The 23,692-nt window shown below is 68.2% G+C and carries 1 protein-coding gene (only partly in view); it reads left to right on the top strand.

Features of this window, described 5'->3' with window-relative positions; genetic code table 11:
- A protein-coding gene (locus AB0I53_RS22235) for a protein-glutamine glutaminase family protein (protein WP_358605977.1) crosses the window boundary here: on the top strand, positions 1-23,692 show its 3' portion. The gene continues 7,241 nt to the left of window position 1, outside the view; 23,692 of the gene's 30,933 nt are visible here — the last part of the coding sequence; its start codon lies off the left edge, out of view; it ends in the stop codon at positions 23,690-23,692.

Raw genomic sequence — 23,692 nt, 5'->3', positions numbered from 1 at the left:
GGTCTTCAAACCCAGCGCCCGCTTCCGCCAGGTCCCGCAGGCCACTATCGGCGCACCGGAATACTCCTGGCAGCAGACTTCGGCCGCGAAGCAAAAGTTCAAGGACGCCAAACCGGAGCAGAAGTCCAGCGGCGAGACCTACCTGGTGAGCGCCATGGCGAACTGGACGATCGAGCCCCGCCACCGGGAGGGGGCGCCTGCGGGCTGGAACAAACCGCTACACGTCAGGGACAAGGTCTTCGTGCACACCGACGAGGCCGGTCTGCGCAAGATGGGACTGCGGCCGCCGCGTCCTGAGAATCTCGCCTGGCGGCGTACCCCGGTACGGGAGGCGTCGTGGTTCACCCCGCTGCCGAACCCGCTGAAGCCCACCGACTGGGAGCACCTGCGGAACGCGCTCCCGGATGGCTCGGCGGACTTCGAGATCAGCGGTGCCAAGATGTCCAGCCGCCCCAGGAATGTCGTGGACCGCGCCGTCTTGGGCAACTACGACTGGCGTCGTTTCGAGGTCAACGGGCGCGGGGTTCAGGAGTTCACGTTCAAGGCGCACCTGAAGAAAGATGAATTCCTGGCGCCGTGGCGGGAGAGCGCGGAGCGTGAGCTGCGGCTCGCCGAGGAGGCCGACGCCGATGCCGCCGTCGCCGATGCCACCGTCGCGGTCCGGCGTCTCCAACTGCAACTGGATTCGTCGCCTGATAACGCCGACGCGCTGGCCCGCGCACATGCCGACGTCGATGCTGCTCGGCGCCGGGCCGATGAGCAGCGGGAGAAGGCCAATGCGGCTAGCGTGGAGCTGGATCAGCGGCGGCAGCTGGTCGACGATGTCAAGCGGCGTGCCGCCGGTGCGGTGGACGAGGTGTTCAACCAGGGCTACCGGATGCCGCGTTCCGGCGACCAGTTCCACTTCCGGCTCGAGTTCGTCGATGACCCGGCGCAGGCCCACCGATCCATCCGTCTCCACACCGATCCCGGTGCGCGTTCAGACCAGCTCAACTGGAACCCGTACACCGCCGACGACTCTGTGTTTGTTCACGAGCCCGGACACTGGCTCGGCCTTCCCGATGAGTACCGCCAGTTGGGGGCCTACCAGCTGGGCCGGCGGCAGGCCGCGGACGGTGTGTGGCTGCCGGAGTACACGGTCAGGATGCACCTGAACACCGATTCGCGCCTGGCCCCACTGCGAGAAGAAGCGCGCACCCACGAGCGGTGGGCCGTCGAAGCGGAGGCGGAAGCTGGGCGCGAACCGCATGATGCGAGGCTGCAGGAGGAGGCGCAGGCGTTGCGGACGAAGGCGGTCGAGTCGCAACAGCGGCTCGCGGAAGCCGAGCGGGAGATTGATGAGCTGAAGGAACGCGCGACCAGCGCGGCCTCGGAGTTGTTCGATCCCGAGCGGATGCACCCGAGTTCGGGGTTCTTCGTCAACCTGCAATTCACCGACATCTCGTCGGACTCGCATTTCCGCGTCGATCTCATGGAGAAGGCGCCCGGCGGGCCGAGGGCCTGGGATACCCGGATCGGCGCGTTCAACCTCGCCGACGCGGTTGGTCGCCACCTCGGGTTGGAACCCGACTTCCTCCAGGCGCTGCGCCAACACCAGGCCCGCAACATCCAGGCGCGCCCGAAGGCCGACGACCGGCTGGTGTTCAACCGGGCCGACCCGCCGATGCCCACCGACACCACGACAGGCCGGCCGCATCGCCCGCAGAACTCCTACATCGACGATGACGGGCTGATGGGCACCCACCAGCGGACGTTCCTGCCACGCCACCTGTGGCGGATCGAGGAGTTTGCGATCTCGCAGGGGCTGCGCCCGGACGTGGCGGTGCCGGGCCCGGAACGCCGGGCGCGGACGCTGGATCACTTGTTGTCGCGAGAATCGGTCAACAAGGACGCGGTGCTGAACGAGCTGGCGGCACTGCGCGGGGACCCTGCGGCGGTCCAAGAGGTGCGGGCGGCGTTCCTGGCGAACGCCGGGGACACGCTGGAGACAGTCCTGCGCATGGTGCTCGGCGAGGACGGTTATCAGGAGGCTGTGCAGCAGCTGGAGCCGCGAGACAACTCGGCTGCCGACTCGGACACCGGGAACCACCGCGAAGTCGCGCAGGCGGACTCGCGCCCGTCCGAGCGGGTGGACGTGCCCGCGTCCGACCAGTTGGCGGAGACCGATTCCGAGCCGAATCAGTCCGAAGAGCGGGCCGATGCACCGCAGGACGCTTCGGCGCTCGCCTCCTCCGAGCCCCCACTCTCGCCGTCGGTAATCGCCGAGGTGGGGTTCGAACTGGAGCTGCCGGGTGTAAGGGTCCCGTTCTCTTCCCGGGGTGAGGTTCTGATCGAGGGCGTCGGGTGGCGGCTGGAAACCGACGATGTCGCGGGTTCCGATCGTTCCGATCTCGAGTTCGTGTTGTCCCCCATGTCAAGCATGCGCGAGATCGAGGATGCGATCCGGGATATCGTTGGCGTGATCGGCGCGATGCGAGGACTCGCGTTGGCCGGCCAGCCGTTCTCACTATCGCAGGTGGCGAGTGGATCTGCGCGAGAGGCGCATCTCCGCAGGGACACACCCGTCATCGTCGAGGACATCCGGTTCCAAGCCCGTATGCAGGCGACCTACGGCATCGGTCTGAAAGACCTCCACGAGGTCATCGACGAACTCTTGACGGCCAGACAAGCGACGACGATTCATCAGTCCGCGGGCCGGATCCGGCGGTTCTACGAGCAGAAATCCCCTGACTCACTGTCGGAGGATTCCCGTGGTTTCGTGGAGCTGCTTGCCATGTATCTCGAACGTGCCGGAGCGGAAACGTTCGGTAGCGGCGATGTAAAATTCAGATTCCGATTGAACAGCCGAAGCGACTTCGTGTCCGTCTACGAGAAGTTGCTCACCGACGCCGACCGGGAGCAGGTGCGCAGGCTGCTCCTTGCGGAGCCGGATCAGGATGTTCCGGATTTCATGGCGGCACTGGGCCGCCGGGCATCGGATCTGGTCTTCGCAAAGCCGTACGACACCGAGGAGGAGAATACGAAATCGGCCGGGCCGCGGATTGTCGACTGGCTGGGTTCGATCGTGAAAGGCCGGAACGAGGGAGCGTTCAAGAAGGACCTGCTGTCGCCTCCCTCGGGTTACCCGCTGCACAGCGGCAACCTGGACGTCGACTACGGCATGGGCGCGATGGGTGTGGACGAGGTGAACAGGTTGATCCTGTTCGAGGTCCGCGGCGCTCCTTACCGCCCGACCGACCTGCCGTTGAACGGGAGGGCGTTCCACGCCGTAGCCGAGGAGTACAGGAGGGCCGCGCAGCGCAACGGTTCCCTGGCGCCCGTACGGTCGACCAACTCGCCGGCGGCGCACGCTGTCCAAATCACTGACCGGCTCAACAACGTGTGGCAGGACCTTTCCAACGTTCACGGCAATGTCACCAGGCTGGACGAGAGCCTGACGGACAGGGCCTGGCGGTTGTTCTCCAACTCCACCATGTCCTCGATGAAGGAGATCGACCAGATCGAGAAAGGGGCGTTGCCCGAAGGAACGGAAGGCCTCCGTCCCCGGCTCGGCGAGATGGGGAACGTTCTTCGGGCGCTGCGGGACATTCACGACGCCGCTCAGGTCGCGTCGCACATGCCGGCCTTCGAAGTGGCCCTTCGGGAATTCGAAATGGCGCTGTGGGACGCCGAGAACCGCCTGGGACCGTACTTCGACCACGCCGGCCGGTCCGGCGCCGTAAAGCAGCTGGAGTCGCGCGACAACTCGGCAACCTCGGCAGCCGACACGGACACCGAGAACCTCCGCGAAATCGCGCAGGCGGAGCGGAGCACGGAAGCAGAGCCAACCGCGAGAGTCGACAGCGCTGCCCGCGAGGGCACGGAGTTGTCTCAAGTGGACACCCTGGTCCGGGCAGAGGAGTCCGCGCGGCGCGACGGCGCCGCGACCGCCGAGCTGAGCGAGGCCGCCGCGGCTGTGCAGGACGACGGCGGAGCCGAGAGGGACGGGGACCGCGACAGTGAGTCCCCGGAGAACAGCGCTGGCACGGAGGTGACCGAGCAACCCGAAACCACCGAGCTGACCGGGAACGAGGCTCTCGCCCGGCGCCGGTGGCGGGCCCTGCCGCGCTACCTGCTCGGCAACCGCGGGCTCGGTGCCGCGAGGCAGCTCACCGCCACTCAGGGCGCCGACCGGATCGTTTCCGCTGCCCAGAGCCTGCTGACCAAGACACCGTCCGCCGACGACATTCACGACCTGCGGCACGCTGTGGCGAACGAGTTCGAGTCGTTCCTCGGCGGCGGCCGGGAGCTGAATGTGGGTGGGAAACGCCTACTGGTCAGGGCCGAGCTGGACTGGGCGGAGGTCACTTCCATCGAAGCGGACATCTCGGCACCCTCCGGGGCGACCGCGCACGCGAGCGGTGACAGTGCCGCCACGTCCAGCGGCCGTACCCCGATGTCGAGGTGGTTCTTCTTCGTCCCGGCAGTTCCGGGCCTGTTCCTGATGGGCGGAGTCAACGCGCCGACCGCCGCCGCGGCGTCTCGCAGCAGCTCCCGGAAGCACGCGCACAACGAGCAGAACCGGGTCGCGCTTCCGGACAGCACCGACAGCGAGGCCGGCTACCGGGGGATGCGCGCGGTGCGTGCGCCGGCCACGTTCTACATCTCGCGGCTTGACAGCGAGGGGAATCCGACTCTGCCGGAGGTACGGGTCGGCCGGGCCTTGGGCGACCAGACTCCGGTCACGGTCGAACTCGGTGTGCCCGTCGGCATGGCAGGGGCGGGACGCCGGGTGCCGGTGCCCGCGCAGCTGCCCCACTGGGCACCGGAGCACGCCGAAGTCCGCACCGACGTGCAGGGCCGGTACAAGAACAAGCCGCTGCCCGTACCCAGCCGCCGCGCGCTGCCCTGGAGCAAGAGGCCGGGCGGCATCCGGCGGAACACCATGTTCGACCAGGTCGCCACCTACGTCGGCAAGCTGAGTGAGGACGCTCTCGCCGCGATCCGGAAGTTCGTCAGCCCCGGCAACATCGAGCAGCATCTGCCGGAGATGGCGGTGACCCCGGGCCAGGCCGCAGCGGGCCTGGGCTGGGTGTCCTCGGACGCGTTGCTGCCGGGTGGCAACCCGATCAAGCGGATCGTGCGCAGCAGGGGCCAGCGGCTCCAGATGCGCGTCGTCGTCCGACAGGTCGCCTACGACCAGACCATCGACGGCGCGACGTTCGAGAAGACCACTTCGGACACGGCCACCGCAAGCGACTCCAACTCGACGAGCATCAGTGGAGATGGTTCGCTCGCCGGCGGGCCCGGCTTCGACGTCGGCATGGTCGCGGCGGGTGGCGCCCTTTCCGCGGGTGGTGGGTACGGGACCAGCCACGAACAGGACTACGAGCGTCGCACCGGGACAGAGACGACCCGAACCCACACTGGCCGGGCGACGCGCTTCCACACCGTTGGTGACCTGGAGATCCGCAAGCCGGGGCATCCACCGATCATTTTCCGCGGGGCGGTGGACGGCTACCACCTGGCGGAGGCGGCCGAGGCCTCGCGGTACGGCATCGACGCTGCCGCGGCGGCGGACGGGGCACCCACCCGAGGAGCGGTGGAGGACACGGCGGCCCGCGCGGCGATGCAGCTCAGCGAGGCGAGCGGGCGGCTGGCGAAGATCATGGAAGACTCGGCGGCGGAGCTGCCCGGCCACAAGCGGTGGAAGTGGCGGGACGCCAGGTTCGTCACCGAGTTCGACGATCCGTCCCTGGACAAGGGCATTTCCGCTAAGGACGAGCGGAAGCTGGGCCGGGGCGACGAGCTCCGCGGCGGGATCTCTCCCGCGGAGCTGGCCCGCCGCGCGCCGGACATGCTCACCGACCGGCCCCTGGTGCTGGACCTCGAACCGGAACCCGGGCGGGGCCACGATTACCATGCCTCGTTCGAGGTGACGGCGAGCCTGGAGGGCGGCCTGGTCGACCTCGGGCCGACCGACGGCACCATCACGGTTGAGAAGATCTCCGAGTCGGAGGGCGGCACGTTCGCCAAGGGGCGGAACTGGACGCTCAGCGGCGGCTTCGTCGCCCGCGTGTATGCGGCCCTGCACGGCACAGGCATGCTGACCGCCTACAGCAAGTTCACCTACAACCGGTCCGAGTCGTCCGGGATGGGGCAGGAGACCGAGCTCTCCGGCGGCGGCGTCCGCGGATCGAAACTGGACGCCGATGGCAAGGTCCGACCCGAGCCGATGCGGCGGTACCGGGCGACGATCAAGCTCACCGTGTCCGGGCACCACTGGAACCAGCATAACGAGCTGGTCCGCGGCATCAGCGTCGGCAAGCCCGGCAAGCACGCGCCGGAGCGGCCTCCGCTGGACATCGTGGACTCCGCGGCCGCCGCCGAGGGGCGTGAGCCGGGAACGGTCACCGTGGACGTGGTCCTCGAACTGCCCGCCTCGCACGGAGAGCTGCGCCCGGACGTGCAGCTGATCAACCACACCGAGCTGGCAGACGTCTCGATCAACCGCAGCGATGAGCTCCGCCGCGGCGCGTCCCGCGAGCTCGACTGGGCGCAAGCCGTGTCGTTCCATGGGCTGGAGCACGTGCGGGAGGCGATGAGGCGGGTGCTGGTGCGGGCATCCGGCGATCCGATCTGGAAGTTCGAGGACGGGAAAAACTCCGGACTGATCGACCGTGCGATCTCGCAGGACTCCATGCGCGGCGACCCTCGTGCGTTCAACCGCCCGACCCGGATCAGTGGGCTCTTCTGGCATCGCAGGCGGGCCGACGCGCACGCCGAGGGCGCGGTGTCCTACATGCTGCGCAACCCGGAGATCCTCCAGACCGTCTGGCAGCAGCCGGAGCAGTCGATCACCGGCGGCAGCACTACCAGTACGGAGAAGGGCGCGACCTGGACCTGGGCCAACGCCATCGAACCGGCGTACCTGCCGACCAGCGCCAACGAGATTCACACCCCGGGCACGGTCACCCACGGGTTGGGGCTGCTCCTGCACGAGTTGAGCCTCTGGGTGAGCAGCTGGGGACACAAGAAGGGGCACCGCACCGCCGTTTCCAACACCGTCTCGTTGGCCCCCGAGCCCCGCAAGATGTATTTGATCTCCGCCTCGGTGGAGGCCACGGTGGCGGGGGAGACGTGGAGCCGGGGCAAGCTGGACCGCTGGAATGTGTTCAAGCCGGAGGAGGTCAACCGGGCCGCCGAGCGCTTCGAGCTGCCGCGCGCGGCGAAGGTCTTGGTCACACCCGAGCAGCTGGACGAGATCCGGAGTAGGCAAGCGGAAGAGGACGCGCGGCGCGCGGGCGAGGCCGGCGGAGAAGTACCGCCTGCTGTGCCCGAGGCGGAATTCGCGCACGATGCCGATGCGCTCAGCCCGGTGCCGGAGGGGCACGACATCGGCGCCCCGAAGTGGGCCGACGCCGTCATCGAGCCGATCGACCTCACCAACCGCCTCGCGCCGCTACGGGAACAACTGGTGCAGCGCCTCGGCGAGGAGCGGGCCAACCGACTGCTGCCACCCTCGCCGTTGGGGACCGAGCACAGCACGCACGACAACTACCGCGAGGCGGAGCGCTACCTGTCGCAGTTCCAGGCATCGCTGGGCGACCTGGAGGGCGGCGGCACCAGCACCCCGCTGCGGTTGCAGGACCGGTTGACCGGCGAGACCTACGAACTGCGGGTCAGCGCGGAGAAACTGGGCGGCCCGAAGCCGGAGGGCATCAAGCACGCCGAGATGGCGAAGGTCTCCAGGACCACGCGGACCGCCAGCACCGCCAGCAAGTTCTCCAGAGTGGTGGCCGAGGCGTTCACCCTCCTCGCGCCGGCCGCCATGTTCCAGAACGACTCCGCCGCCGCGCACGCCGAGACGACGCCCGGCAAGCACGGCGCGCCCTACGGCAACTTCGGCTTCGGGTTGGGGCACATCTTCGAGTGGCTCAAGCAGACCCGGGAGACCACGGGCGAGCGGACGGCCGAGCACGTGCACACCGAGACGGTGAAGGGCGCGCTCGCCCAGCACCGCGCCGAGATGCTCTTCGACGTGCGCATCGAGCGACACGGCGAGCGCATCGCGGCGGCGCCGGACATCCGCGAGGTCACCACGATCACCCCGATCGAGGACACCACGGCCGTCGACATCCGGGGCGGCACCGGTGAGGGTCACGTTACCGAGCGCTCCGCGGAGGACGCGACTGAGCAGGCGCTTCTGAAGTGGCATGCCGCGGAGCCCACGGAGACGCTGCCGGACGACCCGGCCAAGTTCCGGGTGATCGATTTCAGGGGCGACGTCGAAGACTTGGTCCGCCAGGCGGAGCAGGGCATCAGGGACGCGGGCGGCATAGTCGACTCGCACACCAGCCGGATGTTGCGCGCCGAGCTCACCCGGAGCCGGGTGGCCGCGCTGCGGAACGCGCCCGGCTCGGAGGGGGCGACGCTGGAGTTGCCGCCGGGCCTCGGGCTGAAGGTGACCGCGCACTCCAAGCTCACCGGCCACGGTGAACTCGAGGGCGTGAGCACGCGAATTCGGATGGACGGGTCGAAGACAACGGCTGGCAGTAAGGCGACCGAGGTCACCTCGGGCAGCGGCAACACCCTGGCCGCGCTGCCCTACATTGCCGGTGGTGTCCCGCAGAACCCGGAACACGCCCAATACCCCAACCGGCAGCCCTTCGGATCAGCGGGCGACTGGGCGCTGCCGATGGAGCCGCTCGGCTCCCAGGAGGCCGAGCACGAGCACCACGCCAGCAACGAGTCCGGTGGGCCCGAACTGCTGGAGGCGGGCAAGAAGTCCAACACGGATGGCGTCACCAGCACGTGGTCGCACGGCGCCGGGTTCCGGTTCGTTATCGAGCCGACCTCCCGGGTCACTCTCAAGGACACCGTCGTGGTGGACGTGGACTTCGGGGCGGGAGGCGGGTTCGTGGTCCGCCGGTCGGACCGGTCCGACCGGTTGCCCGAGCCGCTGGTCGACGCGGCCCGTGACTTCGCCAAGCGGGACGCGGAGTGGTCGGCCGCCCGCGGCCGGCGCCGCGCCGCCGACCCGCACGGGCTGGGTGACCACTCCGCCGACCTGGGTGGCTCGCGGATGGAGGAGGAATTCGCCTTCCGCAACGCCACCGAGGCCGAGCACGCCGCGGCGTCGGCCTGGTGGCAGGCGAAGCGGGTCTACGAGCAGGAACTCGCGCACGCGCGGCAGGACCCGGGCCTGTCGGGCGCCGAACCCGCCGCGCGGGTGGTGTTCCCTGCCGACGCCGACCGGCTCCCGTTGGCAGAGCGCCTCAAGCTGTACCCGTTCGTGCGGGAGATGCTGGCGGCGCTCGAGTCCGGTGAGTCGCCGAAGGTGCGGTATCGGGTCCACGGCGACGTCGGTTCCCGTCGGGCGGGCAGCGATTTCGCCGCCACGGCCCGCGAACTCGATGTTGTGATCAGACTTCTCCAGCCGACGACGCGAGACAACCAGCGGTTCGGCAGGGACGCATTCGGCCTCGACCCCGAGAGGTCGCCCGCGCCGCACTACGTGCGCTCCGAAGGTTCGACCGAGGTGGAGATCTGGCTCGAGCCCGCCGAGCCCACCCAAGGCGACACGGCGCAGAACTCCGGAGTCCGGTCGGGCAACGCAGCACCGCCGCAGCGGCGGGCATCCGAGGACAGCCGGCTCGGCGAGGACAACGAGCCGGTGGTGCGCTCCAGCGCCGGAGATCCCGTGGCCGGTCGGGAACGGCAGGAATCGCCGAGGCACTCGACGGGAGCTGAGGATGCCGCCCGGCAGCTGCGCAACACCACCGACGGCTCCGCGCGCCTGGACACCGAAGCGGAGTCGACGAACCTCGAGGCCGGTGGAGCACCGCGGTCCGAACGCCGTAATGACGATGGGAAGCAGCAGGATTCCACCCGGTTGTCCCCCCGTGAACCGGCCGACGCGGGCACCGTGCGGTCGGACTCGGCCGAAAAGGTCCAGCCGAACCGCACCGGTCAGTCCACAACGGATTCTTCGGACTCCGGGCCGCGCCGGGGCGGGGCCCAGCAGCCTCGGGAAGACCAGATTCTCAGCGAGCCGGAACAGTCCGAGCAGTCAAACTCCGCCGACGTGCAGCGCGACCCGGCGACGGTTGCCGAGGACTTGGTCGAGTCCGACCGCGTTCTGCTTCCGTCGGAGTTGGTGCGGGGCGGGGTGATCTCGCAGGCGTCCCGGCTGTTGCCCAGTGAAGGTGTGTGGGCGGGCGCCGACATCGGCGTCGACGAGAGCCTGATCAGCAATATCGTCGACAAGATGCCGCTGAACGACGGGCAGCGCGACGAGCTGCGGCAGCAGCTGACCGACTATGCGAGCCTGCGCGGTGAGGCCGGCCTGCTGCAGACGCTTTCCGGTGGCAGGACGTTCCGGGTCACGACCGACGACGGACCCAAGGCCGTGTTTCTGCGGCTGGACCGGGACGTGATCCGGCCGGTGAACCTGACCGCGGAGGCATTCCAGGCCCTGCCGGTGCAGCGGAGCAAGCAGGAGACGGCCCCGAAGCTGATTGCTGGCAGCACCATTTCCCGTCGGCTCAAGACCACGCCTGTGGTGGGTTTCTTCGACGCGGCGGTCGATGCGGTGTCGACGTTGAACCTGCGGATCCTGCCGTTTGTCAGTTGGGGCGGGGATCGCTCGCGCACGACGTCGGGGAAGCACTGGACGGTGCGGGAGCGCACGGCGAAGCTGGGGGCGTTCCGCCGGATCTTCGACGTGAACTTCAACTTGCACTGGGAGATCGACGGACAGTCGCCGGGAGGCGACCGCTTCGACCCGACGGTTCGGCTGGTGTATCCGGACTCGATGCTGGAGGATTCACCATCCACATCGGACCTTGTTGCGATCGCCTCCCGGGACGTTGGGGAGTCGGCGGCGAATGCCGCGCCGCGGAATGCGGTCGCGATGCCGTTGGAAGTGCAGCAGTTGATCGCGCACATCGATACCTATGCCAACATCGGCGGTCTGCACCGCAACGTCCTGTCCGGGCTGCCGGACTGGGTGCGCCGGGATGCCACGCTGAACAACAACGTTTCCGCGAGCCTCGATTCCGCGTTGCTGGTGGAGGAAACCGCCGAGGGCCTGGTGCATGGCGTGGACATCACCCACCGCGCGGTCTATCCGGAGGCGCTGTCGCGGCCATCCAGGGACTGGTCGAAGCATCCCGAGGTCACCGTGCAGATCGAGCCGAAGCTGGTGGGCTTCGAGCGGATCGGCGGGATTCGCAAGGACGTCGGCAGCGGCGAGATCTGGCGGCGCACGAAGGACAGCCAGCTGGCCAAGAGCGTGCGCTCCACCGGCGAGGGCGGGCTGCGGCTGCGTATTCTTCCGCAGCTGGGCAAGGTCGAGGTGGATGGGCACAAGAGCCCGTTGCGGATCGGACCGCTGGCGCAGATGTCGGTGTCGTCCACGCGCCAGGAGTCCTACACAGGCAGGTCGGGCGGCAAGTCCAAGGACAAGTCCATCGAGCGGGACGGCATGCAACGGTACCGCATCGACCTGTCCCTCGGCGGGCAGTTCACGGCGCGCCCGGGTGGGAAGGGTACGCCTGCGCCGACGACGGTCGACGACAGTCCCGGTTCCGTGTACGTGTGGGTCCGCGCGGACGACGTGGCCGAGTTCGAGGACGTGCTCAACCACGCGCTGAACCCGCATGTCGAGGCACCGGTTCAGGGTGGGTCGAGGGACACCGACCTAGCCGACCTGGTGGAGCGTGAGCGGGTCCGCGCTGTTCTCGACGGCGACGGCATGTTCAAGGATCCGGTCACGTTGCGCGACGGCGGGCGGCTCCGTGAGGCTGCCATGCAGCACATGCAGAAACGCTTGGCCGCTGACGGGGTCGAGCTGAGCGATGCGCAGTGGACGGGCGTGTCTAAGCAGCTGGGCGGGCTTGGCCCGCACAAGCTGCTGGCCAAGTTCGACGGCATCACCGGCGAGAGCGCCCGCCTGCACCGCGTCGAGGTCACCGCCGGCGACCGGAAGTTCACCTTCTCCATCACGGGCGATCTCGGCGAGGTCACCGGCCGTCGCGGGCTGGCAGAGGATGCGAACTTCAGCGCGACCCGTTCGCGGGGCGCGGGCTGGCAGACCAAGGTGAAGGGCTCGTTCGGCTGGGGCACGTTCTTCAGCGTCTGGGCCCGCACGACGGTCCGACCCGACGCCTACGGTGCATCCGCCTACCTGGGCGGGGTCGTCGGCGCGGGCGGCAAGGGAGACCGGGGAGTCGGCGGCGGACACGGCAGCAGCACCGAATCGGAACTGCGGGTGAAGTACACCGGCAAGGCCGACCGGGTCTCCCGTGCGGTCGACCTCCGTATGAGCGTCCACGAAACCCGGCAGCGGCAGCGGGCCCGGGGTCTGTGGAGCACGCTGGAAGGCAGCGAGCAGACGCAGTTCACGGTTCCGGCGGAGGTGGACTACCGGGTCGCACGGTTTCTGCTGGATGCCGACCGGGGCCGCACCGCTGCAGACCAGGTGGGTGAGCTCACGGAAGCCACCCGGGCCGACATGCGCGACGCGGCGGTCGTGTTGGTCGACGACCTCTACAACAGGGCCAACCAGGCGTTCCGGGACGCGCAGATCGCGGCGGCGCGGGCGGCGAAGGACGGTAAGTACGAGCGGGCGCGGTTGCGGCTGGCCGAATCGTGGGACACGGCGAGCGCGGCGGTCGTCGACTTCTACCATCGCGCCGGTGACAAGGTCCATGCGATGTGGCAGGAGGCCACGTGCCGGGAGAGCGAGCCCGCGAAGCCCCGGCAGCGGGAAGCGCGCGACCACGGCCCGCAGTACGTGATGGACCTCGACCGGGATTGGTGGCAGACCCGGCTGGCGGGGATGTTCCACGGCACGCAGGTGCGCGACGAGGGCGGCCGTCAGGGGCTGTTGTTCGACCGGATGCAGCGCGGTGGCGTTGAGCTGCAGGTGCACAACGAGCGTTCGCTCGGGCCGGTGGCGGGCGCCGCGCAGTGGGAGAACGTCACCAGGTCTGAGCTGTCGGTCTCGCACGAGCACAGCAAGGGCGTCGCCGCCGAGGCATCGGCCCAGTTCATCTGGGGTGTCGGTGACGCGACGGCCGGTTTCGGGGTGCGCGCCTCCGGAGGCCACGAGGAGTCCCTGACCGGCACGACGAAGACGAGTTCGGCCCGCAAGACGCGGTTGGAGCTGTTCACCGGGGACCTGGTGCTCAAGGTCCGGGCGGACGCGTGGCAGGAGCTGTTCGGCCAGCCCAACCGCAAGTGGGACCCGATAAGCCCCTTCCCCACCGGTGCGAGCACCGAGACCGTGGATGTGGTCATCCCGGGCGGGCTGCTCTACGTCAAGCCGGAATCCGTGGCGGGCGTCCCGGGCGGGGAACCGCCGCCGGGCGTGCCGTTGCCCGATGACCTGCCGTTGCTGCGCGATCTGGGGCAGGGGCTCGACAAGGGCGTCGCGGTCACCAACTTCACCGTGGACCAGGGCAGGACGCCGGGCCCGGAGAAGCTGTCGGAGCGGGCGATCCGGGCGTTCGCGCACGCCGCCCCAGAGTTGTTCCCCAAGTGGGATCCCGATTCGGGCACGCCGGCACCACTATTCGATGTGACGCAGGCGCTGCGACAGCTCGACGAGGAGGCGGGCGTTCGCCAGCTGCTCAACGGCAAGTGGGAGCGGACCCTGTTCCGCTCCCAGTGGTTCGGTACGAACTACTACACGTTCACCGCATGCGCCAAGCAGGCGCCGGGCGGCGCCGAGCGCGTTTTCCAGGGCGACGGGGAGACTTCCGGTTACTCGGAGGTCAAGGGCATGCGGGGACTCGGCGAGAGCAGTTCCCGTGGTGTCAGCGGGGGCGTGGGCTTCGGCCTGAGCGTGGAGACGCCGGGCGAGCTCACGGCTCTGCCGGACAGCACCACGCTGCTGCCGGGCGCGCCGCTGGGGAGGTCCGCCGAGAGCGGCAGCGACCAGTCCACCGGGGTCGACGGCTTCCGGCAGGACCGCGTGGGGACCGACGATCAGGCGGCAGTGCGGGCGCCGGTAGAGGTGGAGTTCACGGTCCACAAGTTCAAGGCACCGCCGCTGCTGCTATCGACCATCACCGAGGGCAAAGCGGGCCCGTCCAGCTACAAGCACGAGGAGCGGCGGCAAGTCGAATTGCCGCGCGACATGAAGACGGTGCGGGGCACCGTGGACCTGTCCGCGCCGGAATTCCTCTTGCACGAACGACAGGGCTCCGAGACCGGCGGAGTGCAGAGCGACATCACCGAGGAAGCGCGCTGCGCGTCGTCGTTCCAGCTCGCCAAGGCGCTCGAGGACGACCAGCTCGCCGAGAAGGTGGTGGAGCGCATGGCCAAATCCTCGGGCCATGCCGACCTCATCCGCCGTTGGTTCGGCCCCGGCACCCCGCATCGGTCCAAGCTCGACGCGTTGTTCTCGCCGTCGATGGTGGTCCCGAACCTCGGCAACGAGAAGCAGTTCCTCGCCGAGGAGGGCTACAGCACCGAATTCCGAATCCAGGACAAGGCCTTGGCGGAGTCCTGGCGGATCCAGTTGCGTCCGCGGCTGGTCGACCCGGGCTTCAAGTACGAGTGGGTGGAGAAGGAGCACAGGACCAAGCACGGCGAGGCCCACTCCGAGAGCAACGCCGACACCCACGACAGAAGCGGCAACGCCGGGATGGGCTTTGCGGTGTTTGGCAGCACCGCCGCTACGTACGGAGGCCCCGAACTCGGAAGTTGGCGCAGCCACTCCAGCTCCGAGGGCATGTCCAACGCCACCCAGCTGGAACACATCGCCAGGTCCAGAAACCTCGCGTGGCGCCGCTACGGCGCGATTCCGCGGTACGACGTCGTCATCAGCTCAAAGCGGCACTTCGCATCGGAGTGGACCGAACGCGGCCGCCTGGAGGGCGGCGAGGCCCTGGCCGGCCGGAGGGTCGACTTCGACGTCAAGAAGTCCGAAGCCGCCCCCTTCGACCACGCCGCCGTGCCGCAGGACACCGACGGCACGCGGCAGACGCTGCCGACGACCCCGGAGAAGACGGAGAGTTCAGTCAGGCAGCGGGATTCGCGGGAGCCCGAGACCCCGAACACCCGTGAGGTCGCTGCGGTGTCGTTGGCGAACGACCGTGGCGAGCAGGTCGGTGTGTCGTTTTCCGTGCCGTCGCCGGTGGCAGTGGGCCCGGAGACCATGCTCGCCTCGGCATCGAACGGTTCGGTGTGGCCGTTGTTCGGCAGGCTCGGCGCCCGGATCGGCGTGCTGTTCTCGTCTGGACCACGCACTAATCCGGAGCCGAATGGCTGGCCGCTCGTCGGCAGCAACGGTAAGCGGGCAGGGTTCGCGTTCTCAGCGAACACTCCGCCATCGCCTGCTGAGGGGCCGCTGCCTGGCAAGGTCGGTGAGGCGTGGCCGCTGGCCGCCGGCGAGCAGCCAGCCGAGCCCTCCGCTGTCGAACAGGCGGCAAATGTTCCTGGTCCGTTGGCGGATGTGATCGACGCCGAGCCGGTAGCACCGTCTGATGTGGATGTCGTGCCCTTCGTGCGCGGTTCGGTTCGGGTGGGTGCAGGTTTTCCCGACCAGGGTGCGGCCGGGGTGACGGATCCGGTGTTGATGAATCGGCTCGGCGGTGCCGGTGAACTGGCGCGAATCAAAGGTTTTTGGGACCGTGTGCGGGGTTCGGTTCGGCGGGCCGAGCTCCGGGCGGATGGCAATGTCCGGTTGCCGAATGATGGTTCGATCACGACGGCCGACCCCGGCTCGCGGTCTGTTTCCGCGGTCGTGTCCGGTCCGGACAGTCCCACCTCTCCCGCTGATGCGAACACGTCCAGTGCATGGCCTGGGCGCGTCGACCTGCGCGATCCCAAAGCGTCCACAGCGGATATGCATCGGATCGAGCCGGCAGGTGCTGGCCTGTTCGAGGCGCCGCAACCGTCTGTGGCGGATCGGTCGTTTGCGAGCTACGACCAGGTCGCGCACGGGCTGCCCGCGCTGGAGCTGTCTGAGACGGTGGTACGGGCGAAGGTGGCACAGTATGCCGCGCTGGCCTCTGGTGGCGCGCTTGAACACCGGGCAATCCCACCGGCTACGCGCACGCAGTTCGTGGCGTTGAACGACGTGCTTGCCGAGTGCTATGACCAGGCCGTCAAGCAGCGAGTGCGCGCGTTCGTCACTGAGGCGTTGCTGGCCGCGAGCCTGGTGCCGACGCGTGAGGAGTCCAGGCGCTCGAGGCGTTCCGGCCTTGGCGTCGAGGTGGATCGTCGGATGATCCAGCCGATCTCGCCGGCCCGGCTTACCCAATTGCTCGACGAGATGCGCAGCATCGTCGCTGCTGGCGTTGATCCATTTACGCTGTCCTCTTCGCCCTTGTACGGTCTGGTGATCCCGGCGGGCGCGGCGTTGCCGGTGCGCTTGGCCATGCTCGGGCTCGTGAACCTCGGCACCGAGAGCAGGGCGGCTGTGCTCGCCGGGCCGCTGTTCACCGCGCTGCTGGCGAACCCGGCGGCGCTCACCGAGTCGCTCTTTGCGGCCACCGGCCATGAGGAGCAGTACTTTCTGAACACCTGCGTGGCCGCGGCTGTCGATGTGAGTGTTCGCAGCCGAGTGCCGACTATCGCAGCGCTGCTTGACCTCGGCCGTGCGGTGGCGGACATGACCAACGACGAGTTGCTCAGTACGCCGCCCGACGTCAGGGCCCAGGCCGACCGGCTCTTCGGTCGATCACGGGAAGACATGGTCCGCACACGGGTCGCGAACGCGAGAAGCGAGTTCGCCGCCATCGAACGACGCGCCATGGAACTAGTCGGCTCGGACCAGACCGCGCCGTCAGTGCGCACGGAATGGCGTGACCTCAGCGAGCGCTGGGGCCGGTCTATGCAGAAACTCGCGGGTGCCAGCCTTGAGAGCGATACGGCACCGGTACTCACCCGCAAGGTGCTCAAAGACCACTGGCGCGCGAGTGCGGTGCTGATGTCGCCACTCGCCCTGGACCGCAGCAGCCGCAGGCTCCTCGGCGTCGACGGGCCGGCCTATGTCGCCAAGTTCCAAGAGAGGCTGGCATCCGATCCAGACGGGAACCCGTTCGGAGACAACGACATTTTCGCTAAATGGGACTTCGGTGTCGCGCTGGCACCGAGACTGGCGTCACGTGTTCAGCGCGCGAGCTTCTGGCAACGGCTCGCACATCGTGGCGGAGTCGCGGTCGCCACCCCGGATCACATGGTCTACCTGCACGCGGCCACTGTAGACGAACTTCCTATGTTCGTGATGAACGATGCGATGAAGTCGTACCCGACGATGCTGACGCCCGAACAGTTCGCCGCCTGGGCGACGAAGATGGGCGCCCACGCGAGCTTGGCATCCTTGCCCGTGCCCGCTGACGACAAGCATGCCACCGCCGGGCAGCCGCGACTCAACACGCAAGACCGGTTCGTGCGAATGCCCCTCCAGTACGGGGCCGGTCAGTACGCCGGGACGTCCTTCCCGACGGAGGCGAGTCCGCAGGAGCGGCGTCTGAGTGACATGTCTTCAAGCGGCGTTTCGTCGGTGTTCGATTCCGTGCTGAACGGCGAGCCGCGTGAGTCGGACACGACGGTTGGAACCGGTCCCGACCCTGTTGCGGACATTGAGGGCCGGACCACCAGCAGACTTAACAGGTTCGGTGTTGATCCGCGTGAACTGGACGCGGTGGCACTGGTCCCGGTCGACGTGGGCGAGGTCGACCTCTACGACCCGGCCTGGCGGACGTCGCGCGAGCCGCTGTACCGGTACGACGACCGCCACCCGGAGAAGTTGTTCGCTGAGGGTTTCCGGCCGCGCGGCCTGGGCAATTACGACCTGATGAGCAGGATCGTCGCGGACGAGCCCAGCATGTACGTGTCGTCGACCAGTGATCCGAAGCTGCATGTCAATCCGTTGAGCGGTGGGGTGTACGCAGGCCGGTTCCGCTATGTGATCGATGCTCCCGGCGGCATCGTCGTCAACGACACCATGCTCGCGTACTCGGCGGCCTATCAGCATGAGAAAGAGGTCGCGTTCGCGGGCGGTATCAAGCCGCGGTTCATCAAGGGAGCGCATGCGATCAACGCTGATGGCAGTCTCGGCGCCTACTATCCCAACCCCGCCTTCCAGCCTGAGACTGGCGTCGACGCGAGATCGAACCCAGATCGGACCCTGGCGAGGACCAAGTCGGCGCCCGCGCAGGCCATCTCTACCGCGCGTGATGGTGGTCGCCAGGCGCAGCGGCGCCCTCGCCGTGACGACGACGGCCCGGGACCACAGCGTCCGGCGCGGCGGCGGCGTCTCGCGCCGGACGGAGAGGTGGCAGAGTCCTTTTCGCACTCCTCCGGAAGCGTCTTCGTCTCCTCCGACGACGCACAGGTGCGCCGAAAGGTGGAGATCACGTTCCCCGGCGGGGTGCGCGCGGAGTACGTGACGGGGTTCGAGCACCTCGAGGGAGACCACCCGCAGGGGGAGGTTCTGCCGATGCCGGCGGCGCCTGTCACCGTGTCGGTTCTGGGGGCGCCGACCGACCAACCTGAGCCCGATCGCAGGCGCGCACGCGCCGACGCGGACGACCCGGACGCTGGGGAACCGGTGGCGAAGCGACTTCGGACGTCGGGTGTGGAGGGTGACCCGCTGAGGCAGCTCGCCGACGAGCTTGCGCTCATCCACCGGCACCTCGCAGCGTTGCCGGACGGGTTCCGCCCCGACCTGCGGATTCAGGCGGCGGTTTTCGACCAGGCGCGAGCGAACCTGACCGAGACCCCAGGCCGGCTGGCGGCGGTTCGCGAGCTGGTCGCTCAACTGCGGGAAGTCCGGCTTGAGCAGATGGCGCAGATCCACGACATCGCGCTGCGTGAGTCCACCGGCGGCGGCAATCCGCTGACCTTCTTCGAGGACGGTGTGCCTGGCGGCGTCACGAGCAAGCCGGATGCTTGGTTCGGCTTCGAGATCGAGTTCCAGATGTTCGGCCAGGAGTATCCCGAGGTGGTCAAAACACTGGGTCGACGGCTTGGGGCCAAGGGCTACGTCGACTTCGATTTTCTCCTCACCGAGCTCAATCGCAGTGAGGGCGAGGAAGGCCAGGACGTTCCGGCGGTCAGCGGCACCGACGGGCGGAGCTGGTACTATCCGACGCGCGGAGAGAGCATGCGCGACGCGGTCGCAGCGGCCGGGAGGATGCCGCGCTACGACGGCGCGGAGATCGTCGTCGCCACGCTGACGCCCGACGCGGACACCGTCGAAATGTGGCTCGGTGATCCCGTTCAGTTCGCCCATTTCGCGAAGGCGTTGAGGAAGCGCCAGGTGACGGCGGACGCGGCCGAAACCGTCGAGCTGGACGAGACTCCCCGACTGGTGCTCGCGGTGTCCGGTGGCACGCGCGGACTCGACCTCGACGAGGTCGACATCGTCGACGAGGACAGTGAGCACGACGATGAGGACGACGCGGACGGCGAGCTCAGCGCGGAAGACCTCCAGCTGCCCTTCGGTAAGTCGGTGCTCACCTACCTCGATAGCCCAGTGCTGGTGACCGGGGGACAGGTGTGGCTCACCGATGACAACCGCATCGAGTCGGACTCCGAATGGATCGAGCTGCGTCCTGGGGCGCTGCCGTTCCGGACGGGGGCTACCGAGGTCGGGGAAGCGTTGCGCCGCGCTCGTGCCGAGGCGTTCGCCGGTCCGAACGAGCGATCATCGTCGGACAAGTGGATGATCGTCGTGGAAAAGGCGCACAAGTGGGGCGTCGAGGTGGTTTCACCGGTCATGCCCGGCGACCCCGCGACGTGGGCGGAACTGAAGAGGGTACTCAAGGCGATCCGGGCGCACCGCGCCGCCAACGGCGAGCGGCCTGACGCGTCCACCACTGGTGGGCACGTGAATTTCAGTTTCACTGACCAGCTCGAACTCTCCGACTACGGCTGGCTGGCGCGGTTGAACAAGGCGTTCGAGACGGTGCTCTACCGGCTGGGCAACCACTACGGCGCGGGCGCGCCGCACCGAAACCTGTGGGCGGTCGGCCCGAACCCCGTGCCGCTCCACCCAGCCGAGATCGATTCGGTCGACGACGTACGAGAGTTGAACGAGAGCAGGAACGACGCCATCAACTTCCTGCACGTCGAGGGCGAGGCCGATGACCGGGTGGAGTTCCGGTTCTGGGCGGGCAGCTTGGACCCGGCGGTGTGGCAGGTGCACGCCGAGCTGTCGGCCGCAATGGCGCTCGCAGCCAAGGATCCGTCGATCCATCGACGGCTTGACGCGCTCATGGCTGAGCCCCGGCTGCTGGGGCCGCTGCCGTCGCCCGCCGATCGGGACGGCGCGTTGAATGAGTTGCTGGACTTCCTTGAACTACTGCCCCTCAGTCCGGCCGCGCACGAGCAGGCCGTCCGGCTTTTCGCCTGGACCGGCTGGTGGTCGCCGCAGCGAAACGACACGCACCTGCGCACACAGATGCTCAGCGGCCCCGGTGGGCGGAACTGGTATTACCCGACGCTCGGAGAGGGTGTGTCCGACGCGATCGCAACGGTCGGGAAAATGCCCCGGTACGACGGCGTGGAAATCGTCGCCGCCACGCTGACCGTCGGTGTGGACACAGTCGAGATGTGGTACGGAGAACCTGTCGCGTTCACCGCGTTCGCGACGATGTTGGACGAGCGCGGCGTCATGGTGAACGCGAGCCGCGACCTCGCGGATCCCGCCGGGGACACACATCTAGTGCTGGCGGTTTCTGAAGGCACTCGCGGACTCGACCTCGACGCGGTCGTCGAAGTGAGGGACGAGGAGATCACCGAGGCTCGGCACGGCGAGGCAGGTCAGCAGGGGACGGACGCACCGGCCACATTCGTGAAGCTGGTGCTCGAGGCGGTCGACAGCCCGGTGCTGGCGACCGGGGGACAGGTGCGGATCACCGACAACGGCCGCATTGAGTCGGATTCCGAGTGGATCGAGCTGCGGCCGGGAGCGGCACCGTTTCGCACCGGGGCGACCGAGGTCGGCGAGGCGCTGGGGCGGGCCCGAGCCGCCAGTCCGGTCGACCACGAGGATCATGAGGCGGACGAGGCCGCCGCGCAGCCGGCTCTGCCGGAGCGGGACCATTTCCCACCGGCAGTCGTGCCCGGTCAAGTGGGTCAGACGGGCCGGGCGGTCTTGCCCGCTCTGGTGCAGGCGCCCGCGCAGCAGGCGACCGCAGACGCTATCAACTGGTTGCTGCCCGCCAACTTGTACAGCAACGACAACGTGCTGACCGTGGCACACGGCCCGTCCGACGCTGCGGAGAGGACTGATGTCTTCAGCTTGTACAGCGACTACTCCGAACGGATGCACGCGCGGAGCATCAAGATGAATGACGGCACGGTCGAGGTCGTCGAAACCCCCGCGCCTTGGGCCGATGACACGAGAGTCGTGCACATCGTGCTATCGCTGGAAGGGAACCTGTTCCGCGTGCCGCTGCGTGACGGCCGCTTCGCGCTGCTCACGCCCTGGCAGATGGCGGAGAGCGTCGCCGATTCCGGGTTATTCGAATACCTGATGGCGGGGGTGGTGCGGCCGACGGTGGCCCTGTACAGCGAGATGGCCAACGGGCAGCCGGGTGACGACCAGGCCAGCATGGCTTTCCTGGAGAAGCTGTTTGAGTTGAGCGGGCCGTTTAAGTCCTTCCACCTCGCCGGCCCGACCCGTCACCCCTATCGGGGCGTCCGGGGGATCGATCGCCCGTTCGTTCCCGGCCCCGCGCTCACACTTAAGGACGTCCGATACGACGCGCGCGGCAAAGTCATCACCTTCGACCCGGGTCGTCCCGCCGACGAGAGCGTCGCCACTTCAGAGGAGACGCTCGTCGTGCGGCTGACCGGTGGGGAGCGCGCCGCCAGGGTCATGCTGTCCAACGGTCTGCACGCCGACCTTGGAGGTGCCGAGTTAGCGGCCCTGGTGCTGAGCAATCCCGTCGTCCGGACGGCGCTCGAGAACAAGTGGCGGGTGCTACTCGACACGGATGTGACCGAGGTGCGAGTCAACTACGGCGGCGTGGGTTTCGATTTCGCGGGTGAATTGCGGAAAGAAAAGTTCTTCAACGAGGTGCGTCTCCGCGCCGCCAACGGCGAGGAGACAACCGTGTCGGTCCCGCGGGCCGAGGATCTGCGCGCGGAGACGATCTACGACGAAAATGGCGAGGCTTTCGGACTGTTCCCGCACTACCCCGGTGACACGTCGACGCTGAATCGGGTGCGGCGCTGGGGGTGCGAAACCGATCCCGCGTTCCTCACCTACTTGTCAGCTGACGGGTCGTGGAAGGATGTGCCGTGGGGACTGGAAAACCGCCCCTGGATGATCTTCGCTCGGCTCGCCCCCGATGGCGCAGGATACGTCGTAGAGCTGGCCGACCGCACACAGCGTCACTTGAGCCCTTACGACTTCGGCCGGTATCTGTGCGACCTTCCCGAACTCCGTGACGCAATGGTCGCTGACAGGTCGTTCCTCGTGCTGACCATCGGGGGTCCTGTTGTCGGGCTCAAGGAGATCGCCGCCGGTGCCCTTTCCTCGGGATTCTCGCGAACATGGTACGGGTCGAAGGGCAGGACGACCTTCAAGCCGGACGGCATCCTCTCAGTGGCCGCCGCGGGCTTCGAGCGAATCGACCCGATCACGCCCGGTCCCGAGCACTTGGCGAGTTACGAGCTGGCGAACGCCAGACTGGGCGTACGAGGCCGGTTCTTCCCGTCCAACCCCTTCGACCGCGCGATGATGCATCGGCATGCCGTCCGCTCCCGGCCGCTGAACAATCGGATCCACTTCAGCATCCCGGTAGATTTTGTCGGGGGGCAGCCGGCTGACCCGACCGCGCTGTTCCGCGCTGTCCCGTACCTCTCTCCCGGCCGGGCGGACCCCCTCCGCACGTTTATTGCCAACATGCACGGCGAGGTGAACCACGGGTTTGCGTTCCAGATGACCACCAATCGCCCGCACCACCTAGGAGACACCGTAAGGCTGTCGGGGGCCCCGAGCGCAAAGGCGATCACCGCCAGCCAGTTGTTCCTCACGGCATCGGCCCAGGTGGAGGAGCTGATCCTGATAAGCTGCAGCGCGGACGCCGTCTCCGAGGAGGACGGGATCAGCTCGGTGTCCCGGATGCTGGCGGGCTGGGACCGCAGGCTGCACCGACCGAGAGTGATCGCCGCGGACGGCGTCGTGGGCGTAGACGTACAGAGCGGTGCCAGATGGGTGTACAGCGGAGGCAACTTCCGGGAGGTGCTCCCTCCAGGTGCGGCTCAGCCCGAGCCTATTCCGCTGAGTGACCTCGCGACCAACCACATCCCCGGAGCGTGGTTGCTCGGCAACGACGACACCGACCTGCGCCGCCTCGCCCGTCGGGTCGCGCGGTCCGCGGCGTGGCGGCTGTGCAACGGAGCGCCGTTGCCCGAGGTAACGATCCTCGGCTACGGCGTCGACTCTGCGGCAGGGCAGGCACAGGCAGAGCGGGCGGCCACGATCTACTACCGTGAGCTGCGGAACGAGTTCCAGCGGCTAGACGGTATGGACCTGCCGGTGACATCTGAGATCCTACTGTGGACGTTCCCGTTGACCTACGCCGAACGGCTGGCCGGCGAGCCCCTGGCCGAGGCATGGGTGTGTGTTCACCTGGACGCCTGTGAGCTGGGTGGGTCGACACTGACCCGGGGCGTGGCCGGCGAGGAAGAGATCTTGCGCGCGTTTGCCCGGCTTGACCCTCGACAGCGCCCCTAG

It is taken from the genome of Saccharopolyspora sp. NPDC050389 (assembly GCF_040655595.1).
Taxonomy (GTDB): domain Bacteria; phylum Actinomycetota; class Actinomycetes; order Mycobacteriales; family Pseudonocardiaceae; genus Saccharopolyspora.
Note: the sequence above shows the minus strand (reverse complement) of the source record. Positions and strands in the feature narration are given on the sequence as shown.